The 21,959-nt window shown below is 67.9% G+C and carries 20 protein-coding genes; 8 read left to right on the forward strand and 12 right to left on the reverse strand.

Annotated elements, in window-relative coordinates; translation table 11 throughout:
- The first annotated feature begins 35 nt into the window (after positions 1 to 35).
- Positions 36 to 800: a TetR/AcrR family transcriptional regulator gene (locus ACZYSP_RS34050; protein ID WP_093081743.1), complete on the forward strand. Its 765-nt coding sequence runs from the start codon at positions 36 to 38 to the stop codon at positions 798 to 800.
- Entirely contained in the window at positions 755 to 1,954 is a 1,200-nt protein-coding gene (locus ACZYSP_RS34055; protein WP_093059271.1) for an amidohydrolase family protein, read from the forward strand. Before ACZYSP_RS34050 ends, ACZYSP_RS34055 begins: the two co-directional genes overlap by 46 nt.
- A gap of 24 nt (positions 1,955 to 1,978) precedes the next feature.
- Here the strand turns inward: ACZYSP_RS34055 and ACZYSP_RS34060 are convergent, their stop codons facing one another.
- The 4 genes from ACZYSP_RS34060 to metH are packed head-to-tail and all read right to left on the reverse strand — an operon-like array spanning position 1,979 to position 7,989.
- Entirely contained in the window at positions 1,979 to 2,380 is a 402-nt protein-coding gene (locus ACZYSP_RS34060; RefSeq protein ID WP_093081745.1) for a GtrA family protein, read from the reverse strand.
- A complete protein-coding gene (locus ACZYSP_RS34065; RefSeq protein ID WP_093081748.1) occupies positions 2,377 to 3,372 on the reverse strand; it encodes a glycosyltransferase family 2 protein in 996 nt (331 codons plus the stop codon). The genes ACZYSP_RS34060 and ACZYSP_RS34065 overlap by 4 nt, the downstream gene beginning before the upstream one ends.
- Positions 3,369 to 5,198, reverse strand: coding sequence for an ArnT family glycosyltransferase (locus ACZYSP_RS34070; RefSeq protein WP_093081750.1), 1,830 nt, complete (start codon positions 5,196 to 5,198; stop codon positions 3,369 to 3,371). The genes ACZYSP_RS34065 and ACZYSP_RS34070 overlap by 4 nt, the downstream gene beginning before the upstream one ends.
- Before the next feature lie 52 nt (positions 5,199 to 5,250).
- Entirely contained in the window at positions 5,251 to 7,989 is a 2,739-nt protein-coding gene (metH, locus tag ACZYSP_RS34075) for a methionine synthase (RefSeq protein WP_093059265.1), read from the reverse strand.
- Between the two features lie 224 nt (positions 7,990 to 8,213).
- On the opposite strand from metH, the gene ACZYSP_RS34080 reads away from it, so the two are divergent.
- Positions 8,214 to 9,185: an esterase/lipase family protein gene (locus ACZYSP_RS34080; protein WP_371258880.1), complete on the forward strand. Its 972-nt coding sequence runs from the start codon at positions 8,214 to 8,216 to the stop codon at positions 9,183 to 9,185.
- 7 nt (positions 9,186 to 9,192) lie between these two features.
- Complete coding sequence (locus ACZYSP_RS34085; protein ID WP_093081755.1) at positions 9,193 to 10,122, forward strand: lipase secretion chaperone; 930 nt, start codon at positions 9,193 to 9,195, stop codon at positions 10,120 to 10,122.
- Here ACZYSP_RS34085 and ACZYSP_RS34090 read toward each other — a convergent pair.
- Positions 10,112 to 10,555, reverse strand: coding sequence for a PACE efflux transporter (locus ACZYSP_RS34090; protein WP_093081758.1), 444 nt, complete (start codon positions 10,553 to 10,555; stop codon positions 10,112 to 10,114). The genes ACZYSP_RS34085 and ACZYSP_RS34090 overlap by 11 nt on opposite strands.
- Before the next feature lie 101 nt (positions 10,556 to 10,656).
- On the opposite strand from ACZYSP_RS34090, the gene ACZYSP_RS34095 reads away from it, so the two are divergent.
- The 3 genes from ACZYSP_RS34095 (at position 10,657) to ACZYSP_RS34105 (ending at position 13,395) form a co-directional block, all read left to right on the forward strand.
- Entirely contained in the window at positions 10,657 to 11,589 is a 933-nt protein-coding gene (locus ACZYSP_RS34095) for a LysR family transcriptional regulator (RefSeq protein WP_093059259.1), read from the forward strand.
- A gap of 33 nt (positions 11,590 to 11,622) precedes the next feature.
- Positions 11,623 to 12,243: a TetR/AcrR family transcriptional regulator gene (locus ACZYSP_RS34100; protein ID WP_093081760.1), complete on the forward strand. Its 621-nt coding sequence runs from the start codon at positions 11,623 to 11,625 to the stop codon at positions 12,241 to 12,243.
- A gap of 117 nt (positions 12,244 to 12,360) precedes the next feature.
- On the forward strand, positions 12,361 to 13,395 hold the full coding sequence (locus ACZYSP_RS34105; RefSeq protein ID WP_093081763.1) for an NADP-dependent oxidoreductase: 1,035 nt from the start codon (positions 12,361 to 12,363) through the stop codon (positions 13,393 to 13,395).
- Between the two features lie 11 nt (positions 13,396 to 13,406).
- On the opposite strand, the gene ACZYSP_RS34110 is transcribed toward ACZYSP_RS34105, so the two are convergent.
- Together ACZYSP_RS34110 and ACZYSP_RS34115 are read right to left on the reverse strand one after the other, a co-directional pair.
- Positions 13,407 to 14,138, reverse strand: a complete 732-nt coding sequence (locus ACZYSP_RS34110) for an SH3 domain-containing protein (RefSeq protein ID WP_489018973.1) — start codon at positions 14,136 to 14,138, stop codon at positions 13,407 to 13,409.
- Positions 14,139 to 14,216: 78 nt separating this feature from the next.
- On the reverse strand, positions 14,217 to 15,269 hold the full coding sequence (locus ACZYSP_RS34115; protein ID WP_093059252.1) for a homocysteine S-methyltransferase family protein: 1,053 nt from the start codon (positions 15,267 to 15,269) through the stop codon (positions 14,217 to 14,219).
- A 113-nt stretch (positions 15,270 to 15,382) separates the two neighbouring features.
- Here ACZYSP_RS34115 and ACZYSP_RS34120 point away from each other — a divergent pair, with 113 nt between their 5' ends.
- Positions 15,383 to 17,242 (forward strand): DUF1963 domain-containing protein, encoded by a 1,860-nt coding sequence (locus tag ACZYSP_RS34120; protein ID WP_489018976.1) that lies wholly within the window; start codon positions 15,383 to 15,385, stop codon positions 17,240 to 17,242.
- Between the two features lie 12 nt (positions 17,243 to 17,254).
- Here the strand turns inward: ACZYSP_RS34120 and hutG are convergent, their stop codons facing one another.
- From hutG to ACZYSP_RS34145, 5 genes are read right to left on the reverse strand one after another with little or no spacing between them, the layout of a single operon-like run.
- Complete coding sequence (gene hutG / locus ACZYSP_RS34125) at positions 17,255 to 18,079, reverse strand: N-formylglutamate deformylase (protein ID WP_489018978.1); 825 nt, start codon at positions 18,077 to 18,079, stop codon at positions 17,255 to 17,257.
- A 7-nt stretch (positions 18,080 to 18,086) separates the two neighbouring features.
- Positions 18,087 to 19,469 (reverse strand): formimidoylglutamate deiminase, encoded by a 1,383-nt coding sequence (locus tag ACZYSP_RS34130; RefSeq protein ID WP_489018980.1) that lies wholly within the window; start codon positions 19,467 to 19,469, stop codon positions 18,087 to 18,089.
- Complete coding sequence (hutI, locus tag ACZYSP_RS34135; RefSeq protein WP_489018982.1) at positions 19,466 to 20,692, reverse strand: imidazolonepropionase; 1,227 nt, start codon at positions 20,690 to 20,692, stop codon at positions 19,466 to 19,468. The genes ACZYSP_RS34130 and hutI overlap by 4 nt, the downstream gene beginning before the upstream one ends.
- A gap of 27 nt (positions 20,693 to 20,719) precedes the next feature.
- Positions 20,720 to 21,292, reverse strand: coding sequence for a HutD/Ves family protein (locus tag ACZYSP_RS34140; RefSeq protein WP_489018985.1), 573 nt, complete (start codon positions 21,290 to 21,292; stop codon positions 20,720 to 20,722).
- The gene (locus tag ACZYSP_RS34145) at positions 21,289 to 21,957 is read right to left on the reverse strand and encodes an amino acid ABC transporter permease (RefSeq protein ID WP_093059241.1); all 669 of its coding nucleotides are present in this window, start codon (positions 21,955 to 21,957) and stop codon (positions 21,289 to 21,291) included. The genes ACZYSP_RS34140 and ACZYSP_RS34145 overlap by 4 nt, the downstream gene beginning before the upstream one ends.
- Positions 21,958 to 21,959: the final 2 nt, after the last annotated feature.

Here is a 21,959-nt window from a genome sequence, read left to right on the forward strand (position 1 = left end):
GGCGGCGACCGCCTCCCTCTTCATTCCGCCCTCCGATGGAACGCAAGGTAGTCACCAAGCCGCAGCGCCGCACGGGCGTGCGCGAGGCGGCCGCACAGGCCACGCGCGACAGCATCCTGAAGGCGGCGACCAAGGTGTTCGCCAAATACGGCTACGACGGCGGCAGCGTGGAGAAGATCTCCAAGGCCGCGAAGTCGTACGACCGGATGATCTATTACTACTTCGGCAGCAAGGAAGGCCTCTTCATTGCGGTGCTCGAAGGCATCTACCAGCGCATGGACGACGCCGAGGCCGCCATCGCGCTCGACGCCTCGCGGCCGGTGGAAGCGCTCACCGAAGTCATCCGCTTCGTGCTGGGCTACTACCGCAAGAACCCCGAGTTCGTGACGCTGCTGAACACCGAGAACCTGCACAAGGGCCGGCACATTTCGAAGTCGCTGCGGGCGCGCGAGTATTCGTCGCGCGCGGTGGCGATCATTGCGGAAATCCTCGCCAGCGGCGCTGCGCAGGGCCTGTTCCGCAAGGAACTGGTGGCGCGCGACATCTACCTGCTGATCGCGTCCACGGGTTATTTCTACACCTCCAACCGCCACACGCTCACCGCCTTCCTCGGTGAACCGCTGGAGTCACCGGAGGCGATCACGCACTGGGAAGACTTCGTGATCGAGACGCTGCTGCGCACGGTGCGCGCGGACGCGGATACAGAAGCGGACGAGCCGCAAGACAACACACCACCCCACGAGGACACATCGAAATGGCAGAAATCGCAGCCGGCGGCAAGTCGGGCAAGGTCGTCATAAAGAACATCGGGCTGCTGCTCTCGGGCGACATCGACAAGCCCATCCTCGACGCCGACACCATCGTGGTGAACGACGGCCTGATCGTCGCGGTCGGCAAAGAGAAAGACTGCGATCTCGAAGGCGCGCAGACCGTCATCGACGCGAAGAAGACCTGCGTGGCGCCAGGCCTGATCGACAGCCACGTGCATCCGGTGTTCGGCGACTGGACGCCGCGCCAGGGCCAGATCGGCTGGATCGACTCCACCATGCACGGCGGCGTGACCACCATGATTTCCGCCGGCGAGGTGCACCTGCCCGGCCGCCCCAAGGACATCGTGGGCCTGAAGGCCCTGGCCATCACCGCGCAGCGCGCCTTCGACAACTTCCGCCCCGGCGGCGTGAAGGTTCTGGCGGGCGCGCCCGTCATCGAGAAGGGCATGGTCGAGAGCGACTTCAAGGAACTCGCCGAAGCCGGCGTGGGCCTGCTCGGCGAAGTGGGCCTGGGCTCTGTCAAGGCCGGCTACGAGGCGAAAGAGATGGTGGCCTGGGCGCGCAAGTACGGCATCCAGAGCACCATCCACACGGGCGGCCCGTCGATCCCGGGCTCGGGCCTGATCGACAAAGATGTTGTGCTCGAGGCCGACGCCGACATCATTGGCCACATCAACGGCGGCCACACCTCACTGCCCGAGGCTCACGTGTGTGAGCTCTGCGAGAAGAGCTCGCGCGCCATCGAGATCGTGCACAACGGCAACGAGAAGGTGGCCATCGCGGCGGCCAAGGCGGCGCTGGAGCTCAAGTGCCCGCACCGCGTGATTCTCGGCACCGACGGGCCCGCGGGCTCGGGCGTGCAGCCGCTGGGCATCCTGCGCATGGTGGCAATGCTGTCGTCCATCGCGAACATTCCGGCCGAGCTGGTGTTCTGCTTCGCGACCGGCAACACGGCGAAGATCCGAAAGCTCAACTGCGGGCTGATCGAAGTGGGCCGCGATGCCGACTTCGTGTTCATGGACCGCGCACAGCATTCGCCCGCGCCGGGCCTGCTCGAAAGCGTGCAGCTCGGCGACATTCCGGGCGTGGGCATGGTGATGATCGACGGCATCGTGCGCTGCGGCCGCAGCCGCAATACGCCGCCCGCGACTGAAATCCCGGTGGTGGTTTCCGGCGCGCACTGACACGCGCCACGACACCCGGCGGCCTCAGCCGCCGCGGTGCGAGCGAAAGACCAGGTAGCGCGCCGACAGGAAGTTGGCGCTCATGCCGGCAAGGCTGCCCAGCGCCACGCCCAGGGCCGCGGCCCAGCGCCCTTCGACCCAGTGCAGCGTCAGCACATAGGCGCCGTAGTTCAGCACCGCGCCGGCGGCCATGGTCGCCAGGTAGCCCAGGTACTCGCGCCAGAGGGAGCGGCCGGCCGATGCGCTGGCCGCGAAGGTGTAGCGGCGGTTGAAGGCCCAGGTGGTGGTCGCCGCTGCGAGAAACGACACCACCCGCGCGCCGTACCAGCCCAGCAACGGCGCTACGAGGTACAGCACGACCACGTCGACCACGAGCCCGATCACGCCGACGAGGGCGAAGGAGAGGAACTCGCGTCCGATCTTCATCGTGAAGTGCGTGTGCCGCGGGCCGCCTGCTCGCGCACGCTAGGAATCGCGAGGTAGCTAAGCCGCTTGGCCTCCCGTCGCCCCAGCGTGATGGCCTGCATGACAACGCCGCACACGAAGGACAGCATGGCAGCCAGCATCGCACCCGTGGCCAGCACCGCCGTGGGGAGCCGGGGCACCAGGCCGGTGTGCATGTAGGTCATGACGAGCGGCAAGACCAGCGCGACCGACATCAGCACCAGCAGCCCCCCGATGATCGAGAAGAACTGCAGCGGCCGCTCGCTCACGAACAGCTTGCAGATTGTCTTCAGGATGCGCCAGCCGTCGCGGTAGGTCGAGAGCTTGCTCACCGAGCCCTCGGGGCGCGTGCTGTAGGCGGTGCTTTCCTCGGCATAGGGCATGCGCAGTTCGAGCGCGTGCACGGTAAGTTCGGTTTCGGTCTCGAAGCCGCGCGACAGCGCCGGGAACGACTTGGCATAGCGCCGCGAGAACACGCGGTAGCCCGAGAGCATGTCGCTCAGGCCACCACCGAACAGCTGCGCCACGGCACCCGTGAGCATGCGATTGCCCAGGCGGTGGCCGGTGCGATAGGTATGCGCGTCCTGGCCGTCGTCCACGCGGCTGCCGACCACCATGTCGAGGTTGTCGCTCACCAGCCGGTCGATGAGCCGGCGCGCGGCGCCGGTGTCATAGGTGGCGTCGCCGTCGACCATCACGTACACGTCGGCATCGACGTCGGCGAACATGCGCCGCACCACGTTGCCCTTGCCGCGCAGGGTCACGTGCGTGACGATGGCGCCGGCCGCGCGCGCCACGGCGGCCGTGTCGTCGCTGGAGTTGTTGTCGAAGACGTGGATCTCGGCCTCTGGCAGCGCAGCGCGAAAGCCCGCCACCACCTGGGCGATGGCTAGCGCCTCGTTGTAGCAGGGGATCACCGCGGCAATGCGCAGGCCGCTGCTGCCGTGGGTGGTGGGGAAATTGGCGTCGGTCATTGTGCGGCGGGAAGGATACGGTAGACCCGGCTGCCGTCCTTCTCGTACTCCACGGCGAAGTACTTGTCGAAGTCGACACGCGCGCTGAACACCGGCACCACGCTGTCTGGCAGGACGACCGCGACAAAGCCCAGGCCACCGAGCTTGCGCGCGAGATCGCCGCCCGACAGGCGCCCGAAGTCGGTGTAGCGCCACGGCCCGAGCGTGTCGCCCCAGATGGGGTTGGGGCCGTAGTAGATCGCCTCGTTCAGCGCGATCTGGTAGACGCGGCCGGTGGCAGTGCGGCGCAGGTAGTCCATGACTGCATAGCCCGGCACGTGCTTGCGCAGCACGGCATCGCGGGCTTCCGGGGTGATCGAGACCATCGACACCTTCACCGCGGTCTGGCGCACCGACACGGCAGCCAGCACGGCCAGCAGCAGCACGAGCACCCAGTCGCCCGCGCGGGCGCCGGAACGCGCGGTGTCGCGGCTCATCGAGCCCGTCGCGACGGCGCCGGCATCCTGCTGCTTCTCCTTCGAACCGAACACGCGGCGCAAGCCCGATGCGGCCCAACCGAACAGCACCTGCCAGCCGATCGCCGCGATGGCGGCCAGCAGCGGGAACGAGGCCGTCAGGTAGCGTGGATAGCGCGAGGTCACGACCCAGACCACCACCGAGTACAGGCAGAACCAGCCAGCGGCGCGCACTGCCGCGGAGCGCTTCCACAGCACGCTGAACGGTGCGAAGAACACGGACCAGATCAGCGCATTGGGCAGTTCGGCATGCACGCGCACATCCGCCACCTGCTGCACGTAGTCGGCCGGCGTCCATTCGGTGAAGCCGAACACGCGCGCACCGATAGGGTTGAACGGGTCGCCCGTCATGACGGCGTTGCGCGCGTACCAGTACACGCACGGGATCAGGAAGCAGACGAACACCAGCGCCCATGCCTGGGGCCGGCGCTCGTGGCGAATGACGAACAGCGCCACCAGCGGCAGAAAGATCAGCGCCTGGTACTTCGAGCCCGCGGCCACGCCAAGGCAGAACGCAGCCACGCCGAGCCAGCGCATGCCGCCGTGCACGGGCTTTCCGGGTTCCGATTCGCGCCACCACCACAGCGCCACGCAGGCCGACAGCACGAACAGCGCCACGCCCATGTCGATCAGTGCGTTCGAATAATCGCCAAGCCCCAGCCAGATGGCCGCGCCGATGCAGGCGGTGAGCCGGTTGGCGTGCAGGATGCCGAGGCGGAAGATCATCACCACCGACAGCGCACCCGCCAGTGCATTGAGGAAGTGCGGCAGCACGTCGTCGCCGACCTGCAGTGCGGCGGCGTAGAGCAGGTTGTAGTTGTACGGGAACCAGGGGTAGCGCAGCCAGTCGTGGATGCCCAGCGAGCCCTGCTGCGCGACCTGGCGCGCATACGGCAAGTGGTACATCAGCTCGTCGAAGGCGATCGGCGGCGCGAGCGGCGCTACCAGCGCGGGCAATGCGACCAGGGCCAGCGCGATCATCGCGACGCGTTCGAAGTAGGTCCACGGCGCGGCGGGTTCGTTCGCACGCAGGGCACGCCGCACGCGCAGCCACGACGGCAGCTGGATCGCCGCCGCAACGAAGCCCGCCACGACAAGCGCCACGGTCGCGCCCATCTTGAAGGCCCCGAAGATGGCCAGCGCCTGGAACGCGCAGATGAAGAGGCCAACGCCCAGCGCCACGGCCATGGCGGCTTCGAGCCCAGCGTCGCGGCGCGGCGGCGGGGCCATGCGGCCCAGCAATGCGCGGCCGTAACCCCAGCAGCTGAACACGAAAACCGCCAGTGCCGCGTAGTGCGCGGCTGCAAACATCAGCTTCTGAATAACAACTCCCGGCGCCGGGCGGCCGCGCCGGCCGGCAGGTTCAAAGATTGGGCGCCAGCAGACGCTCGAGATCGGACTCGCTCTCCTTGCGCCGCGCGGCCTGGTCCTGCAACTGATCGTGTCCGATCTTGCCGACGTTGAAGTACGTCGAATCGGGGTGGCTCAGGTAGAAACCGCTCACGCTGGCGGCGGGCATCATAGCGAGGCTTTCCGTCAGGGTCATGCCAATGTCCGCGCAGGCCAGAAGGTCGAACATGGGGCGCTTCACGCTGTGGTCGGGGCAGGCCGGGTAGCCGGGCGCGGGGCGGATGCCACGGTACTTCTCCGCGATCATGTCGTCGTTGCTCAGGCTTTCGTCGCTCGCGTAGCCCCAGAGATCGGTGCGCACGCGGTGGTGCAGCGACTCGGCGAAGGCCTCGGCCAGCCGGTCGGCCAGGGCCTTGAGCATGATGGCGGAGTAGTCGTCGAGGTCGTCGATGAAGTACTTCTCTTTTTTCTCGACGCCCAGGCCGGCGGTGACGGCGAACATGCCGACGTAATCTTTCACGCCACTGTCCTTGGGCGCGACGAAGTCGGACAGGCAGCGGCTGGGGCGCATCACGCCGTCGATCATCTGCTTCTCGGTCTGCTGGCGCATGCCGTACCAGGTGAGCGCGACCTCGCTGCGCGACTCGTCGGTGTACAGCTCGATGTCGTCGTCGTTCACCGTGTTGGCGGGCCAGAAGCCGACGATGCCGCTCGCGCTGAGCCAGCGGCCTTCAATGAGGCGCTTGAGCATGCGCTGGCCGTCGGCGTACACGCGCACGGCCTCGGTGCCGACGATCTCGTCCTTCAGGATGGCCGGGAACGGGCCGGCCAGGTCCCAGGTCTGGAAGAACGGGCCCCAGTCGATGTACTTGGCCAGATCGGTCAGGTCGAAGTTCTTGAACACGCGCCGGCCAATGAACTTGGGCACCGGCGGCAGGTAGTTCGCGAAGTCGATCGGCGTCTTGTTGGCGCGCGCCTTGGCCAGCGGCCACATCGGCACCTGCTTCTTGTTGGCGTGCTGCTGGCGCACCTTGACGTAGTCGGCGTTGATCTCGTCGATGTACGCGGTGGCCTGGTCGGAAAGCAGGCTCTGCGCCACGCTCACGCTGCGCGAAGCGTCGGGCACGTAGACCACGGGGCCTTCGTAGTGCGGCGCGATCTTCACGGCCGTGTGCACGCGGCTGGTGGTGGCGCCGCCGATGAGCAGCGGAATCTTCTTGATGCGGAAGTGATCGTCCTTCTGCATCTCGCCGGCCACGTACTGCATTTCTTCGAGGCTCGGCGTGATGAGGCCCGACAGGCCCACGATGTCCGCGCCCTCGACCTTCGCCTTGGCCAGGATCTCGTGGCACGGGACCATCACGCCCATGTTCACCACTTCGAAGTTGTTGCACTGGAGCACGACGGTGACGATGTTCTTGCCGATGTCGTGCACGTCGCCCTTCACGGTGGCGATGATGATCTTGCCCTTGGTGCGCACGTCGCGGCCCGCGGCCTCGTCCTGGCGCTTTTCTTCCTCGATGTAGGGAATGAGGTGGGCCACGGCCGACTTCATCACGCGCGCCGACTTCACCACCTGCGGCAGGAACATCTTGCCCTGGCCGAACAGGTCGCCCACGATGTTCATGCCGTCCATCAGCGGGCCTTCGATCACGTGCAGCGGGCGGCCGCCCTTGGCGAGGATCTGCTGGTAGGCCTCTTCGGTGTCTTCCACGATGAAGTCGGTGATGCCGTGCACCATCGCGTGCGACAGGCGCTGGTTGACGTGCACCGGGTTCTCGGGCGTGCCGCGCCATTCGAGCTTCTTGCTGTCGTCCTTGGCGCCGCTCTTGGCGGTTTCGGCCACTTCGACGAGGCGCTCGCCGGCGTCGGCGCGGCGGTTGAGCACCACGTCTTCGACGCGCTCGCGCAGTTCGGGTTCGAGGTCGTCGTACACGCCGACCATGCCGGCGTTGACGATGCCCATGTCCATGCCCGCCTTGATCGCGTGGTACAGGAACACGGTGTGAATCGCTTCGCGCACCGGGTCGTTGCCGCGGAAGCTGAAGCTCACGTTCGAAACGCCGCCCGACACCTTGGCGCCCGGCAGGTTCTCCTTGATCCAGCGCACGGCGTTGATGAAGTCGACCGCGTAGTTGTCGTGCTCCTCGATGCCGGTGGCAATGGCGAAGATGTTCGGGTCGAAGATGATGTCTTCGGGCGGGAAGCCCACCTCGTCGACCAGGATGCGGTAGGCGCGCTCGCAGATCTCGATCTTGCGTGCGTAGGTGTCGGCCTGGCCTTTTTCATCGAAGGCCATCACCACTGCGGCGGCGCCGTAGCGCTTCACCAGCTTGGCCTCGTGCTTGAACTTGTCGACCCCCTCCTTCATGGAGATGGAGTTGACGATGCCCTTGCCCTGGATGCAGCGCAGGCCGGCTTCGATGACTTCCCACTTCGAGCTGTCGACCATCACCGGCACGCGCGCGATGTCGGGTTCGCTGGCGATGAGGTTCAGAAAGCGGACCATCGCGGCCTTGCTGTCGAGCATGGCCTCGTCCATGTTGATGTCGATCACCTGCGCGCCGTTCTCGACCTGCTGGCGCGCCACGGCCAGGGCTTCTTCGAACTGGCCGTTCAGGATCATCCGCGCGAAGGCCTTGGAGCCCGTGACGTTGGTGCGCTCGCCGATGTTAACGAACAGCGTGCCCTCGCCGATGGCAACCGGTTCGAGGCCGGACAGCTTCATGGGAGGGGGCATTGGGGAAGACATGGTTTGACTCGAGGGCAAAAGCGGTTATTCGTGCGCGGGTTGGGGGAGTCTATCGCCCTCCCCCAAGCAGATAGCGTGCAAGGAGTAAGTCTGAATCATGAAAGGGTAAGTCCGAATCGATAGCGAATCCCTGATTTCGCAGAATGAAAAGAGCACGCTCGTTCTTTTTTGCGTGCATCCCCAAAACCGATCCAACCCAATTGCAGGGAGTTCCGATGATTCGACTGAAGACGATTCTGGCTTCGACGGGCAGGAAAAGCGGTACGGCGCGGCGCTCTGCCGGCGCGCTGCTGATGTGCGGCGTGCTGGCCTTCGCGCCCCTGGTGCAGACGGCCCAGGCAGCCACGAGCAAGGCCGCGCAGACGGCCTACCCGATCGTGCTGGTGCACGGCATGCTGGGCTTCGACACCATCGCGGGCATCGACTACTGGTACGGCATTCCCGGCGAGCTTCGCGCCCAGGGCGCCAAGGTCTTCGTCGCCGAAGTGGCGGCCACCAACAGCAGCGAAGTGCGCGGCGAACAGCTGCTCAAGCAGGTCAAGGACGTGCTGGCGCTCACCGGCGCGAGCAAGGTCAACCTGATCGGTCATTCGCACGGCGGGCCCACGGCGCGCTATGTCTCGGGCGTGGCGCCGGAGCTTGTGGCCTCCGTCACGACGGTGGGCAGCCCTCACAAGGGCAGCAAGGTGGCCGACGTGCTCGGCGACACGCTGCCGGCCGGCAGCCTCAGCCGGACCGTGGTGGTCAGCGCCGTCAACGCGTTCTCCAGCCTGCTCGGCATTCTCTCGGGCAACAACACGCCCCAGAACGGGCTGGGCGCGCTCGATTCGCTGAACACCGTGGGCTCGGCGAAGTTCAACGCCAAGTTCCCCGACGGCGTGCCCACCACGGCCTGCGGCAACGGGGCCGAGCTGGTCAACGGCGTGCGGTACTTCTCCTGGTCGGGCACCCAGCCGCTGACCAACGTGTTCGACGCCTCCGACTACCCGCTGTCGCTGCTGAGCGCGGTCCACGGCGAAGCCAACGACGGGCTGGCATCGGCCTGCAGTTCGCATCTGGGCACCTACCTTGGCAGCTACCGGCAGAACCATCTGGACGAGGTGAATCAGCTGCTCGGGTTGCGCGACCTGTTCTCGGTGAGCCCGGTGACGCTGTACGTCAACCAGGCGGCGAAGCTGAAGCAGCTCGGCCTCTGAGGAGTCGATGTCCCCGAAGCTCCTGCGCCCGCTGGCGGCGGTCGCGGTGGTGGTGGCCGCAGGCGTGGCGTGGTGGCAGCTCAGCGCGCCTGAAGCGCCTGCGGTCGTTGCTTCTTCGGCGCCGCCGGCCACCAACCCCGCGGCGGCGGAAGCATCCGCCATCGCGCTGCGCAACAACGGCCATGCCCCCGACCCACTGCTGACACCCGACCTGCTGCGCATCTTCGAGCAGATGCTGAACGACAGCCAGGCCAGGGACAAGGAAGGCCTGATGGCCGAGATGCGCGCCAAGATCGACAAGCACCTGCCGCCGGAATGGCGAGTGCGCGGGCTGGGCCTGCTGGAGCGCTACATCGACTATCGCAACGCGCTAGAGGCGCTGCCGGCGGCCAGCATCGGCGACCCTGCCGGGCTGCGCAGGATCCTCGATGCGCGCGCGGGCATCCGGGCACGCTACTTCGCACCCGAAGAGGTCGAGGGCCTGTTCGGCACCGAGGAGAAGTTCGACCGCTTCAGCGTCGAGAAGCTGGAAATCGAGCGCAACAAGGATCTGACGCCCGAGCAGAAGCGCGAGGCGCTGGCGCAGACCGAGAAGAACTGGCTTACGCCCGAGCAACTCGCCGACCGGGCTGCCACCACGGCGCAACTCGGCGTCGCCGAGCAGACCGCGGCGCTGGAAGCACGCGGTGCGAGCCCCCAGGAGCGCTTTGCCGAGCGCTCCCAGCAGTACGGCTACGAGGCAGCGCAGCGGCTGGCCACGCTCGACCAGCAGGAGCAAGACTGGCAAAGCCGCCTCTCGCGCTACGCCGCGGCCGACGAGGCCACGCGGGCGCAGCTGCAGGCCCAGCTCTTCACGCCGCAGGAGGCGCTGCGGCTTCAGGCCGCGCTGGAAGTCCGCGCCGCCAACGACAAGAAGAAGGCGCCCTCTACGCCGTGACCACCGTGCTGTTCGCCGCCGCAGAAGCCGGCAGGCCGAACACCCGGTCGAAGGCCCAGTTGAAGACGAAGGTGTAGACCAGGAAGAAGATCACCAGCCCCAGGTCCATCACCAGTGCCTGCCAGAGCGACACGCCCAGGCCCCAGGCGAACATCGGCACCAGGAAGGCAACCAGCCCGCCCTCGAAGCCGATGGCGTGGGCGATGCGGCGGCGCAGGCTGCGACCGCGCACGACCTGGCGCGACTCCCAGCGCTCGAACAGCGAATTGAAGACCAGGTTCCAGATCACCGCGACGACCGAGGCGGCCACCGCCAGCACGCCCGAATGGCCGAGGCCGGCGTCCGTCATCAATGCCAGCCCGGCGCTGGCGGCGACGATGGCGATGCCCTCATAAAGGCTGATGTAGACGATGCGACGTTGAATGCCTTGCATGACTCTTCTCTTGGTTTCGTTACTGCGACGACTGGACTTTATGTGTCATCCGCTGATATAAAAAGTTAACTTGTTTCAGTTTTATTGATAGGTCGGGTGCCATGGCTTTTTCCAGCGACAACGTCGAAGTCTTCCTGGCCGTGATCGACCACGGCTCCTTCTCGGCCGCCGCCCGGGCGCTGCACAGGGTGCCGTCGGCCGTGAGCATGGCCATCGCCAACCTCGAGGCCGAGCTCGATCTGCCGTTGTTCGACCGCAGCGGCCGCGAGCCCCAGCCCACCGCCGCCGCGCGCTCGCTTGAGCCGCAGGCGCGGCTGCTGGCGGCCCAGCTCAGGCAACTGCAGGTGCAGGCACTGGCGCTGACCCAGGGGCTGGAAGACCGGCTCACGCTGGCCATTGCGCCCGAGCTGCTGGCCGCGCGCTGGAGCGGTCCGCTGGCCGAACTGGCACGGGAGCACCCGCTGCTGCAGGTCGAGGTGCTGGCGGCCCCGCAGGCCGACGCACTGGCGCTGCTCCACAGCGGGCGCGCGCAGCTGGCGTTAGTGTTCGAGCGCCCGAGCCTCGACGGGCGCGAGGGCTTCCAGGAAGTCGGCAGCGACCTGATGGTGGCGGTCATCGCGCCGGACCACCCCGTGCTCGCGGCCAACGGCGGCCGGCTGCGCGAGGACCACCTGACGAACACCCGGCAGATCGTCGTGGCCGGGCGCGACCTGACCACCAGCGACCCGCGCTTCGTGTTCGCGCGCCATGTCTGGCGCACCGACAACGCACTGGCCGCGCTGAGCCTGATCACCGCCGGGCTGGGCTGGGGCTGGCTGCAGCGCAACTTCGCAAAGCCGCATGTGGCGGCGGGCGCCCTGATCGAGATTCCGTTCGAGAACCTCAGCAACGGGCTGGACCTGTGGGTGGACGTGGTGTGGTCACGTGAGCGCCCACTCGGCCTGGGAGCCCAGCGCTTCGTGAAGTTGATAGCGAAGGACCGGGCAGCCGCCGGTGAGTGCAGCCCCAAGACCGGCGGCGATCAAGGCGACTAGACGACTGGTCTAATAGCCGCTAGAGTGCGGGCCATGAACGCGATCGCCCCCACTCCCGACGTCCGCCAGCACATCCTCGACGTGGCCCATCCGCTGTTGCTGCAAAGGGGCTTCACCGGGGTCGGACTGGCCGAGGTGCTGGCGGCGGCGAAGGTGCCGAAGGGCTCGTTCTATCACTACTTCGGCTCCAAGGAGGCCTTCGGCGAGGCCGTGCTGGAAGCCTATTTCACCGAATACCTGGGGCGCACCGACGCCCTGCTGACCGAGGCACCGGGCACGGCCGCGCAACGGCTGATCGGCTACTTCGACGACTGGCTCGATTCGCAGACCGGCGACGATGCGCAGAGCCGCTGCCTCGTGGTCAAGCTCGGCGCGGAGGTCTGCGACCTGTCCGAAAGCATGCGCGCGGCGCTGGCGCGAGGCACCCGCGGCATCACCGACCGGCTGGCGCGCTGCATCGAAGCCGGCCGGGCCGACGGCTCGTTGCAGGCCGCGCCGCAAGCAAAGGAACAGGACGCGCAGGGAATCGCCGTCGCGCTCTACCAGCGATGGCTCGGCGCCAGCCTGCTGGCCAAGATCACCCGAGACCGCGCCTCGCTGGACATGGCCATGCGCGACACCCGGCAGCTGCTGGGCCTGTCTCCGGACACCTGAAAAAGCCTGGAGCGGGAGGCATACGCGCTCCCGCTTTTTTTTCGGCCGTGCACTAGACGACTGGTCTATTCGCCTCCGCAGATCCGCATCCCCAACCATTACAGGAGCCACCAGCCCATGCCTCAAAGCGACACCCTCAACCGCCGCATCGTCCTCGCTGCACGCCCGCGCGGCCTGCCGACACCGGGCGACTTCCGCCTCGAAGAAACCGCCGTCCCCACGCCCGGCGAAGGACAGGTGCTGCTGCGCACCCTGCACCTGTCGCTCGATCCGTACATGCGCCAGTTGATGGATGAGATCGCGCCGGTCTACGCGGCCTCGGTGCCGCTGGGCGAGCCGATGCCGGGCGGCACGGTGAACCGCGTCGTCGCCTCAAAGCACCCGCAGTTCCGCCCCGGCGATCTCGTGCTCGGCAACGCAGGCTGGCAGGACTACGCGCTGTCCGACGGCCAGGACCTGCTCCCGCTCGGCGAGATGGCGCAGCCTTCGCTGGCGCTGGGCGGGCTCGGCATGCCTGCCTTCACCGCCTACGTCGGCCTGCTCGACATCGGCCAGCCGAAACCGGGCGACACCGTTGTCGTGGCCGCGGCGACCGGCGCGGTCGGCTCGGTGGTCGGGCAGATCGCCAAGCTCAAGGGCGCGCGCGTGGTCGGCATCGCGGGCGGCGCGAACAAGTGCCGCTACGCGGTCGAAACACTGGGCTTCGACGCCTGCCTTGATCGCCACGACCCGGAGTTCGCATCGCGCCTCGCGGCCGCGTGCCCCAAGGGCATCGACGTGTACTTCGAGAACGTCGGCGGCGCAGTGTTCGATGCGGTGCTGCCGCTGCTCAACATCGGCGCGCGCGTGCCGGTGTGCGGGCACATCGCGGACTACAACAACGAGACGCTGCCGTCCGGCCCGAACCGGCTGCCGCTGCTGATGGCGGCGCTGCTGCAGAAGCGCATCCGCATGCAGGGCTTCGTCATCCTCGACCACTACGGCGACCGCTTCGACACCTTCCGGCGCGAGATGAGCGAATGGGTCGATGCGGGCCGCGTGACGCTGCGCGAGGACCGGGTCGACGGGCTGGATAACGCGCCGGCTGCGCTCATCGGCCTGCTGGAGGGGCGCAACTTCGGCAAGCGCGTGGTGCACGTCGCCGAGGGCTGACGCACGCGCCTTCAGGGCCGGTGGCCACCTCCATGGCCACCACCATGTCCGCCGCCGTGTCCGCCACCGCCATGCGGGCGTTCGCCGCCGCCCCCACCGGGCCTCGGCCGGCCGCCGGGGTGTGGATGTGCCACGCCGGGCGGAGTCCCGGGACGAAAGCCCGGCTGCGGCCGCGGCGGCCTGATGCCGGGATCGTGCGGCGGGCGGAATCCAGGTCCGGGTGGTGGGCGAAAGCCAGGCCCCGGCGGCCGGAAACCCGGCCCTGGCCGCCACGGGTGCGGCTGCCATCCCGGCCTCACCGGCGGCGGTGGACGCCAGCCCGCCATGGGTGGCGGAGGCGGCCGGCCGCCCCACCAGCGCCGGTCGCCGTACCACGGCCGGTCGCGGTAGTAGTCGGCCCAGTAGCTGCCGATCGCGAAGCCGATGATCGGCACGCCGATCACCGCGCCGTAGGTAGCCAGCGGCACGCGCTGCTCCTGATATGCGTAGTCGAGGTTGCGCGACCAGACCCAGCCGCGCCCGCCGTCGGGCAGCACCACGTCGCACCAGCCATAGCCGCTCGTGCAGCCGACCACGTCGAGCGGGTGGCCCGGTCCGAGGCGCGCCACCAGCGGATAGTCGCCCGAAGGCCCGGCACGCATGTTGACCGCGCCACGCGTGAAGGCCTGTTGCGCCGCGGCCGCGAGCGGAAGCAGCAGTGCCAGTGCGCCAATGCCGATCCAGCGCGGGACGAGTGTGTTCATGGGTAGGCTCCTTGCGCCCCAGCGTAGGCCGGGGGCCAAGAGCCTGTCAATCGGCCGCGGGCGCGACCGGAGTGGTGCTTACGCGGCTTCCTTGTAGAAGCCGGCGTTGTTGCTGCCGAGCACGCGGCCGGCAACGGGCGCCACGGCCTTGCCGATGGCCGCGATGTGGTCCGGCGTAGTGCCGCAGCAGCCACCCACGATGTTCACCAGCCCCTCGGCCGCGAACTCGTGCAGCAGCCGCGAGGTCACGTCCGGCGTCTCGTCGAAGCCCGTGTCGCTCATCGGATTGGGCAGGCCCGCGTTCGGGTAGCAGCTGATGAAGGTGTCGCCGGCCACACGCGCCAGCTCCTGGATGTACGGGCGCATCAGCGCCGCGCCCAGCGCGCAGTTCAGGCCAATGGCCAGCGGCTGCGCATGGCGCACGCTATGCCAGAAGGCGGTGACGGTCTGGCCGCTGAGGATGCGGCCCGAGGCGTCGGTCACCGTGCCGCTGATGATGAGCGGCAGGCGCTGCCCGCTGTTGTCGAAATATTCGTCGACCGCGAACAGCGCGGCCTTGGCGTTGAGCGTGTCGAAGATGGTCTCGACCAGGATCACGTCGGCGCCGCCTTCGACCAGCGCTTCGGTCTGCTCGTAGTAGGCCGCGCGCAGTTCCTCGAAGTTGACGTTGCGCGCGCCCGGGTCGTTCACGTCGGGGCTGATGCTCGCCGTCTTGGGCGTCGGGCCAAGCGCGCCGGCCACGAAGCGCGGCTTGTCGGGTGTGCTGAACTTGTCGCAGGCCGCGCGCGCCAGCTTGGCGGATTCGAGATTCATCTCGCGCGCCAGGTGAGCCATCTTGTAGTCCTCCTGCGCGATGGTGGTCGCGCCGAAGGTGTTGGTCTCGATCAGGTCGGCGCCGGCCGCGAGGTAGCTCTCGTGGATGTCGCGGATCACGTCGGGCCGGGTGAGCGACAGCAGCTCGTTGTTGCCCTTGATGTCGCGATCGAAGTCCTTGAAGCGCTCGCCGCGGTACTGCTCCTCGGTGAGCTTGAAGCGCTGGATCATCGTGCCCATGGCGCCGTCGAGGATGGCGATGCGCTTGGCGAGGATGCCGGCCAGGGCCTGGCCGCGGGTGTAGACAAGGGGCTTCATAAGCTCCGATTGTAGAAACCAGCCCATCGCCCCGCTCTGCCCCGGGACTTGGCCTTGTCCATGCCTTGCCGGTCTGGCAAGGTTGGACGCAGGCACCCGACGCTTTCATCTCCATGCAAGAAGACATCTTCCAGGTCGGCGACGCGCACTTCGCGTTCACCGCGCAATCCTCGGCCAGCTTCGTCGACGGCGGCATGCAGTTCCAGCTGCACACGGCCCCGGTCGCGTTCGATGCGGCGCTGCATGCACCCGCCTTCCAGCCCGACGACGTGGACAACCCCTCGCAGGGCACGATCGCGCCGCAGTTCGGCACCTACGGCGCATTCTTCTTCCACGACAAGACCGGCGAGCCGCTGCGCATAGTGCAGATGCCGCAAAACCAGCCGGCCACCTTCGACTTTCACCTGTACGAGCGCGGCTTCGCGCTCGACAGCTTTCACGGCACGGTGACGCTGACGCCTTCGTCGGTCGAGCTGCGCGGCACGATGCGTTCGCGCTACGACGACAGCAAGAGCGTTCCCATCCACGTCCGCAAGGCTTTCGAGCCGGGTGGAGTGACATTGCAGCCGCACACGTACACCAGCCTCGAGGAGGCTGCCGAGGTGCCGCCCGAACGGGTGCGGCGGCTGCTTATCCGGCAGCCGTGGCAAGGCGACACACCGAAGATCGAGGCCTTCCCGCCCGAGATCCTGCGCTTCAGGAACCTCGAGTTCCTGTCGCTGCAGTTCATGTCGCCGGCGCACGCGCCCTTCACAGCCTTGCCGGACGAATTCTGTTCGCTCTCGTCGCTGAAGGAGCTGTTCGTGCGCGGCTCGGCCATCGAGCACCTGCCCGAGAACTTCGGTGCGCTCGAGCAGCTGGAAGCGCTGTTCCTGCAGTACGGCAAGCTGCGCGACCTGCCCGACAGCATCGGCCGCCTCTCGCGGCTGCAACGGCTGGTGCTGCCCGGCAACGCACTCGCCACGCTGCCCGAATGCGTCGGCCACCTGCCGACGCTGACCTTGCTGAACGTCGAGAAGAATCCCTTCGTGTCGCTGCCGGTGTCGCTGAAGAAAATCAAGAAGGTCACGCTCGAGAACAAGCTCAAGGCGCTGTATCTCGACATCCGCTATCGCCCGGAGATCGACGTAGCGGTGGCGCCCGAAAGCTTCCTGGCACGCGGCAGCGCGGAACACGCGGCGATCCTGGAAGCCGCCTGCGCCCGGCACAAGCTCAAGCGCTACCTGCCCGCGCTGCTGCGCCTGGCCCGCAACACCGTGCGCTACCGCACCACCGAGCCGGAAGACTATGCGCAGAAGGGCAACACGCGCTTCGGCGGCGCCCCCGACCTTCCGCCGGACATCGAATTTCCCCGTGCGGAAGACGGCACGCACTGGCACTTCTATGCGCAACTGCGCCTGGCCGACGTGGCCGGGTTGCAGCCCTGGCTGCCGCGCGACGGCATGCTCTACTTTTTCGGCGAGGACCAGGAGGAGCTGCACAAGCACCGGGTGATCCACTCGACCGCCCCCGCCTCGTCGCTACAGACCTACGTCTACCCGGACGACGCCACGTTCGAGAACGGCGACGCGTTTCCCGGCTTCAAGGCCGTCGCCACTGCCACCGTGTCGGTGCCGAGCCTCTACAACGCGGGCGACCGCCTGACCGGCCGCGACGCGGTGCTGCTGAACATCGAGGACGACGACAAGCTGCAGAAGGCCTACTGGGCGCTGCAGGAAGAGCTCTCGGGCAAGAGCGAGGACTGCCACCTCGTCAACGCACACGTGTTCACGCAGCACGAATCGCCCGAGGAGCAGGCATCGGCCGAGTGCGGCGGCCTGCCTGGCGAATGGGTCAACCTGCTGATGCTCGAGTCGGACAACCGACCCGGCTTCTGCTTCTGGGATGCGGGCACGCTGAGCTTCAGCATCCACATGAAGGACCTGGCGCTCGGCGATTTCTCCAGGACTTTCGCGAGCCTGGAAAGCAGTTGAGCCTGCGGTCGCTCAGCGCGTCGCGCGCGATTCGGCGAACGCCAGCACCGCCTCGATCATGCGCCGCACATGCGGCTGCACGCCCGCCGCCACCTCTGGCAGATAGTCGAACGGCAGCTTCTCCTGCATGTAGCTGCTCTGCGTCATCTCCAGCTGCACCGCGTGCACGTTCTGCGCAGGGTTGCCGTAGTTGCGCGTGATGTAGCCACCGGTGAAGCGGCCATTGAGCACTCCCGTGTAGCCGGTGGCGCTTTCGGCGATGCCCAGCAGCGTCTGCGCTAGCGCCGGGTCGCAGCTGATGCCCTTGCCGGTGCCCAGGTTCAGGTCGGGCAGCTTGCCTTCGAAGAAACGCGGCAGCACCGAGCGGATCGAGTGCGCGTCCCACAGCGCGGCCACGCCGTGCTGCGCGCGGATGCGCGCGAGCTCTTCGGCCAGCTTCGCGTGATAGGGCTGCCAGATGGCATCGCGGCGCTCGGCGGTTTCCGCATCGCCCGGCAGGTCGCCGGGGTTGGCATACACCGGCGTGTCGTCGAAGGTGTCGACCGGGCACAGGCCGGTGACGCTCTGGCCCGGGTAAAGGCTCGCGCCATCCGGCGGACGGTTCAGGTCGATCACGTAGCGCGAATGCGTGGCGACCAGTACCGAGGCGCCGAGTTCGTCGGCGAAGTCGTAGAGCCGTTCGAGGTGCCAGTCGGTGTCGGGCACATGGCGCGCTTCCTCCGTGAGGCGGGCAGCCAGCGCGGGCGGCACGTGCGTGCCGACGTGCGGCATCGAGATCAGCAGCGGGCGCGTGCCCTGGCGGAAGCGGAATGGCGGTTCGGCGGTGGTGAAGGCCATGGTGGGGTCAATCCTTGAGTAGTTGGGTGCGCGCGGCCACGAAGGCGGCCGCGGCCTCGTCGTGCAGCGCATGGCGGCCGGCCGATACGCGCGCGCGGCCCGCCACCCAGACGGTGTCGACGGCCGAGGTGCGATGGCTTGCGAAGACGTGGGCCGAGAGCATATCGGGCGCAAGCAGGCCCTGCAGCGCGAGGTGCGAGGCGTCGAGCACGGCGAAGTCGGCCTGCTGCCCCGCTGCAAGCCCACCGACGGCGCGGGCCGATGCCTGCGCACCGCCCTGCACCGCTTCGAGCGTGAGCGCGGTCGCCACATGCGGTTGCGCCGCGCTGGCGCCGACGTTGCGCTGGCGCTTGGCCAGACGCTGGCTGTATTCGAGCATCAGCAGCTCTTCGGCGGCGTTGACGCTCGCGTGGCTGTCCGAGCCCACGCCCCATGCGCCGCCGTGGCTGCGCCATTTGGCGAAGTCGAAGATGCCGTCGCCGAGGTTGGCTTCGGTCGTCGGGCACAGGCCCGCGACCGCGCCGCTCTGGGCCGCGTATTCGTACTCGGCGTCGTTCATGTGCGTGGCGTGCACGAGGCACCAGCGCGCATCGACCGGCGCGTGGTCGAGCAGCCACTCGACCGGACGCAGGCCGCTCCAGGCCACGCAGTCGTCCACTTCCTTCGTCTGCTCGGCAATGTGGATGTGGATGGGCGCGGTGCGGTCGATGGCCTCGAGCCCCGCGATCGCATCGCGCAAGCCTTCGGGCGGTACGGCGCGCAGCGAATGCGGTGCGAGGCCGAGGCGTGCGTCCTGCGCATCGCAAACCGGCTTCAGCGCTTCGAGCAGGCGCAGCATCGAATCGGTCGAGCGGATGAAGCGGCGCTGCCCGTCGGTGGACGGCAGGTCGCCGAAGCCCCCGGTCTGGTAGAGCACCGGCAGCAGCGTGAAGCCGATGCCGGCCTTCTTCGCCGCGCGCAGCAGGGCGAGGCTCAGCGTCGCGTCGTCGGCATACGGGCGGCCGTCCACGTCGTGATGCACGTACTGGAACTCGCACACGCTGGTGTAGCCCGCTTCGAGCATCTCGGCATAGAGCCAAGTGGCGATGGCTTCCATGTGCTGCGGGCCGAGGCGCGCGGCAAAGCGGTACATCAGCGTGCGCCAGCTCCAGAAGCTGTCCTGCTGCTCGGCGCGGTGTTCGGTAAGGCCGGCAAAGGCGCGCTGGAAGGCGTGCGAATGCAGGTTGGGCATGCCGGGGATCACGGGGCCGCTGGCGGCTTGCGTGTCGGCAGGCCGTTGCGCACCGGCTTGCACCTGCGTGAGCTGGCCCGCATCGTTCCACGTCAGCAGGACGTTTCTGGCCCAGCCTTCGGGCAGCAGCGCATCGGCTGCGAAAAGCGTTTGTGTCATTCCTTGGCTCCGATGGCGATGCGGCCCTGCCGCACCACCGCGCGCACGGGCTGCTGGCCAAACCAGTAGGCGAGTTCGGCGGCTTCGCGCACGTTCCACAGCACGAAGTTGGCGGGCATGCCTGGCGCGATGGCGCCGTGTGTGTCCTGCAGGCCCAGCGCGCGCGCGGCATGCACCGTGACGCCGTCGAGCGCCTCGGGCACGGTGAGGCGGAACAGCGTGCAGGCCATGTTCACCATCAGCAGCAGACTCAGTGCCGGCGAGGTGCCGGGGTTGTGGTCGGTGGACACCGCCATCGGCACGCCCGCGGCGCGCAGCGCGGCGATGGGCGGCAGGTGCGTGTCGCGCAGCGTGTAGTACGCGCCGGGCAGCAGCACGGCCACCGTGCCCGACTTGCGCATCGCCTCGATGCCTTCGGCCGACAGGTGTTCGATGTGGTCGCACGAGAGCGCCCCATAGCGCGCGGCCAGTGCCGCGCCGCCCATGTCCGACAACTGCTCGGCATGCAGCTTCACCGGCAGGCCCAGCGCCTGTGCGGCCTTGAAGACCTGCTCGGTTTCCTCGAGCGAGAAGGCGATGCGTTCGCAGAACACGTCGACCGCATCGACCAGCCCTTCGGCGGCCAGCGCGGGCAGCATCTCGTTGCAGACGAGGTCGATGTAGTCGCCGCTGCGGTCTGCGTATTCGGGCGGCAGCGCGTGCGCGCCGAGGAAGGTGGTGCGCACCGTCACGCCATAGGCGTCGCCCAGGCGCCGCGCCACGCGCAGTTGCTTGCGCTCGTGTTCCAGCGAGAGGCCGTAGCCCGACTTGATCTCGATGGCGCACACGCCGTCGGCCAGCAACTGTTCGAGCCGCGACGCGGCCTGCGCGAAGAGCGTGTCTTCATCGGCCTCGCGCGTGGCGCGCACCGACGAGACGATGCCGCCACCAGCCTTCGCCACTTCTTCGTACGTGGCGCCCGCAAGCCGCATTGCGAATTCGTTGGCGCGCTGGCCGCCGTAGACGAGGTGGGTGTGGCAATCGACCAGGCCCGGCGTGACGAGCGCGCCGCCGCCGTCGTGCAGCGCAAGGCCCGCGAACCCTGCCGGCAGTGCGTTGCGCGCGCCGACCCAGCGGATCGCGCCCTGCTCCACCACGATGGCGCTCTCCACCTCGGCATCGGTGGCGAGGCGTAGACCGGTCCAGAGGCCGTCGGCCGAAGGGAATTCGTTGGCGGGTTTCATCGTCTTTCCTGTCTTTGCTGTTGCAGGTTACGCCGGCGTGATGCGCACAGCGAGCAACCGTGCATCGGAGTCCTCGGGCACTGCCTGCCAGGCCTGTGCTGCGTCAGCCCACTGCAGGCCCTCGCCTTCGCGGAACGCTTCGTCGTTAAACCGCCACGCGCCGCGCAACGCCAGCAACACGCCATGCGGCGCGGCGTCGATGGCTGAAACGCCATCGAGCACCAGCACCTCGGCGCGCCACTGGCCGCGCCGTGTCATCACGTTGAAGTCGTTCGACGCACCGCCGAGCAGCGTGCAGTCGATGGCCTCGTCGCCGCTGAAGGCGAAGGGCCGGTGCGGCACGTCGAGCCGATGGTCGATGCGCCCGTCGTGCGTGAAGAGGCGCACGCCGTCGCCCTCCAGCAGCGTGATGCTGCGGTCGACACTGGCGAACACCGAGAACGGCCCCGCCGCTGCGATGGTGGCGATGCTCACGCGCCAGCCGAAGCTGTCGAGCCCCGCGCCCTGTGGCCAGCTGGCGATTTCCTGCGTGGTGCCGCCGCCGTTCTTCCACGGCGTGACGGGCAGCGCGGCGCGCGAGAAACGAAGCACAACGCTCATCGCATCAACCCGCCCTGGCGCAGCCGCTGCTCGAAGTGCCGCAGCACCAGCGTCATGGTGCCGGTCAGCACGAAGTACACGACCGCGATGGCCAGGTACACCTCCAGCGAGCGGTAAGACACGCTGATGATCTTCTGCCCTTCATGCATCACGTCGTGGATGGTCAGCAACGACACCAGTGCCGAGTTCTTGATGAGCGCGATGAACTCGTTGCCCAGCGGCGGAATCATGCGCACCACCGCCTGCGGCAGCACGATCTGGCGCATTGCCACGCCGGGCGTCATGCCCAGCGACTGCGCCGCCATCGTCTGGCCCTTGTCGATCGACTGGATCGCGCCGCGCACGATCTCCGACACGTATGCGCCCGAGTACACGCCGAGCCCCAGCACGCCACACAGGAAGGCCGGCAGCAGGATGCCGAAGTGCGGCAGCCCGAAGAACAGGATGAACAGCTGCACCAGCAGCGGCGTGCCGCGAATGGCCGCCACGTACGCGGTGCACACGCCGTAGAGCCAGCGCCGCTTCGGGTTCAGCCGGCCGATGCCGACCAAGAGGCCCAGCACGCAGCCCAGCGCCAGCGCGCAGGAGGTGATCTCCACCGTGACCAGCGCGCCGCGCAGCAGGTCGGGCCAGCCCTCCCAGACGGGCGAGAAATCGAAATCCATGG

It is taken from the genome of Variovorax sp. F042, from assembly GCF_057814215.1.

Bases quoted from the DNA above. Each gene is read 5' to 3' on its own strand.
- hutI (WP_489018982.1), bottom strand. From the start codon at position 20,692: ATGAAACCCGCCAACGAATTCCCTTCGGCCGACGGCCTCTGGACCGGT.
- hutG (WP_489018978.1), bottom strand. From the start codon at position 18,079: ATGGCCTTCACCACCGCCGAACCGCCATTCCGCTTCCGCCAGGGCACG.
- ACZYSP_RS34120 (WP_489018976.1), top strand. From the start codon at position 15,383: ATGCAAGAAGACATCTTCCAGGTCGGCGACGCGCACTTCGCGTTCACC.
- ACZYSP_RS34070 (WP_093081750.1), bottom strand. From the start codon at position 5,198: ATGTTTGCAGCCGCGCACTACGCGGCACTGGCGGTTTTCGTGTTCAGC.
- ACZYSP_RS34085 (WP_093081755.1), top strand. From the start codon at position 9,193: ATGTCCCCGAAGCTCCTGCGCCCGCTGGCGGCGGTCGCGGTGGTGGTG.
- ACZYSP_RS34095 (WP_093059259.1), top strand. From the start codon at position 10,657: ATGGCTTTTTCCAGCGACAACGTCGAAGTCTTCCTGGCCGTGATCGAC.
- ACZYSP_RS34060 (WP_093081745.1), bottom strand. From the start codon at position 2,380: ATGAAGATCGGACGCGAGTTCCTCTCCTTCGCCCTCGTCGGCGTGATC.
- ACZYSP_RS34065 (WP_093081748.1), bottom strand. From the start codon at position 3,372: ATGACCGACGCCAATTTCCCCACCACCCACGGCAGCAGCGGCCTGCGC.
- metH (WP_093059265.1), bottom strand. From the start codon at position 7,989: ATGTCTTCCCCAATGCCCCCTCCCATGAAGCTGTCCGGCCTCGAACCG.
- ACZYSP_RS34115 (WP_093059252.1), bottom strand. From the start codon at position 15,269: ATGAAGCCCCTTGTCTACACCCGCGGCCAGGCCCTGGCCGGCATCCTC.
- ACZYSP_RS34090 (WP_093081758.1), bottom strand. From the start codon at position 10,555: ATGCAAGGCATTCAACGTCGCATCGTCTACATCAGCCTTTATGAGGGC.
- ACZYSP_RS34140 (WP_489018985.1), bottom strand. From the start codon at position 21,292: ATGAGCGTTGTGCTTCGTTTCTCGCGCGCCGCGCTGCCCGTCACGCCG.
- ACZYSP_RS34130 (WP_489018980.1), bottom strand. From the start codon at position 19,469: ATGACACAAACGCTTTTCGCAGCCGATGCGCTGCTGCCCGAAGGCTGG.
- ACZYSP_RS34050 (WP_093081743.1), top strand. From the start codon at position 36: ATGGAACGCAAGGTAGTCACCAAGCCGCAGCGCCGCACGGGCGTGCGC.
- ACZYSP_RS34055 (WP_093059271.1), top strand. From the start codon at position 755: ATGGCAGAAATCGCAGCCGGCGGCAAGTCGGGCAAGGTCGTCATAAAG.
- ACZYSP_RS34110 (WP_489018973.1), bottom strand. From the start codon at position 14,138: ATGAACACACTCGTCCCGCGCTGGATCGGCATTGGCGCACTGGCACTG.
- ACZYSP_RS34145 (WP_093059241.1), bottom strand. From the start codon at position 21,957: ATGGATTTCGATTTCTCGCCCGTCTGGGAGGGCTGGCCCGACCTGCTG.
- ACZYSP_RS34100 (WP_093081760.1), top strand. From the start codon at position 11,623: ATGAACGCGATCGCCCCCACTCCCGACGTCCGCCAGCACATCCTCGAC.
- ACZYSP_RS34105 (WP_093081763.1), top strand. From the start codon at position 12,361: ATGCCTCAAAGCGACACCCTCAACCGCCGCATCGTCCTCGCTGCACGC.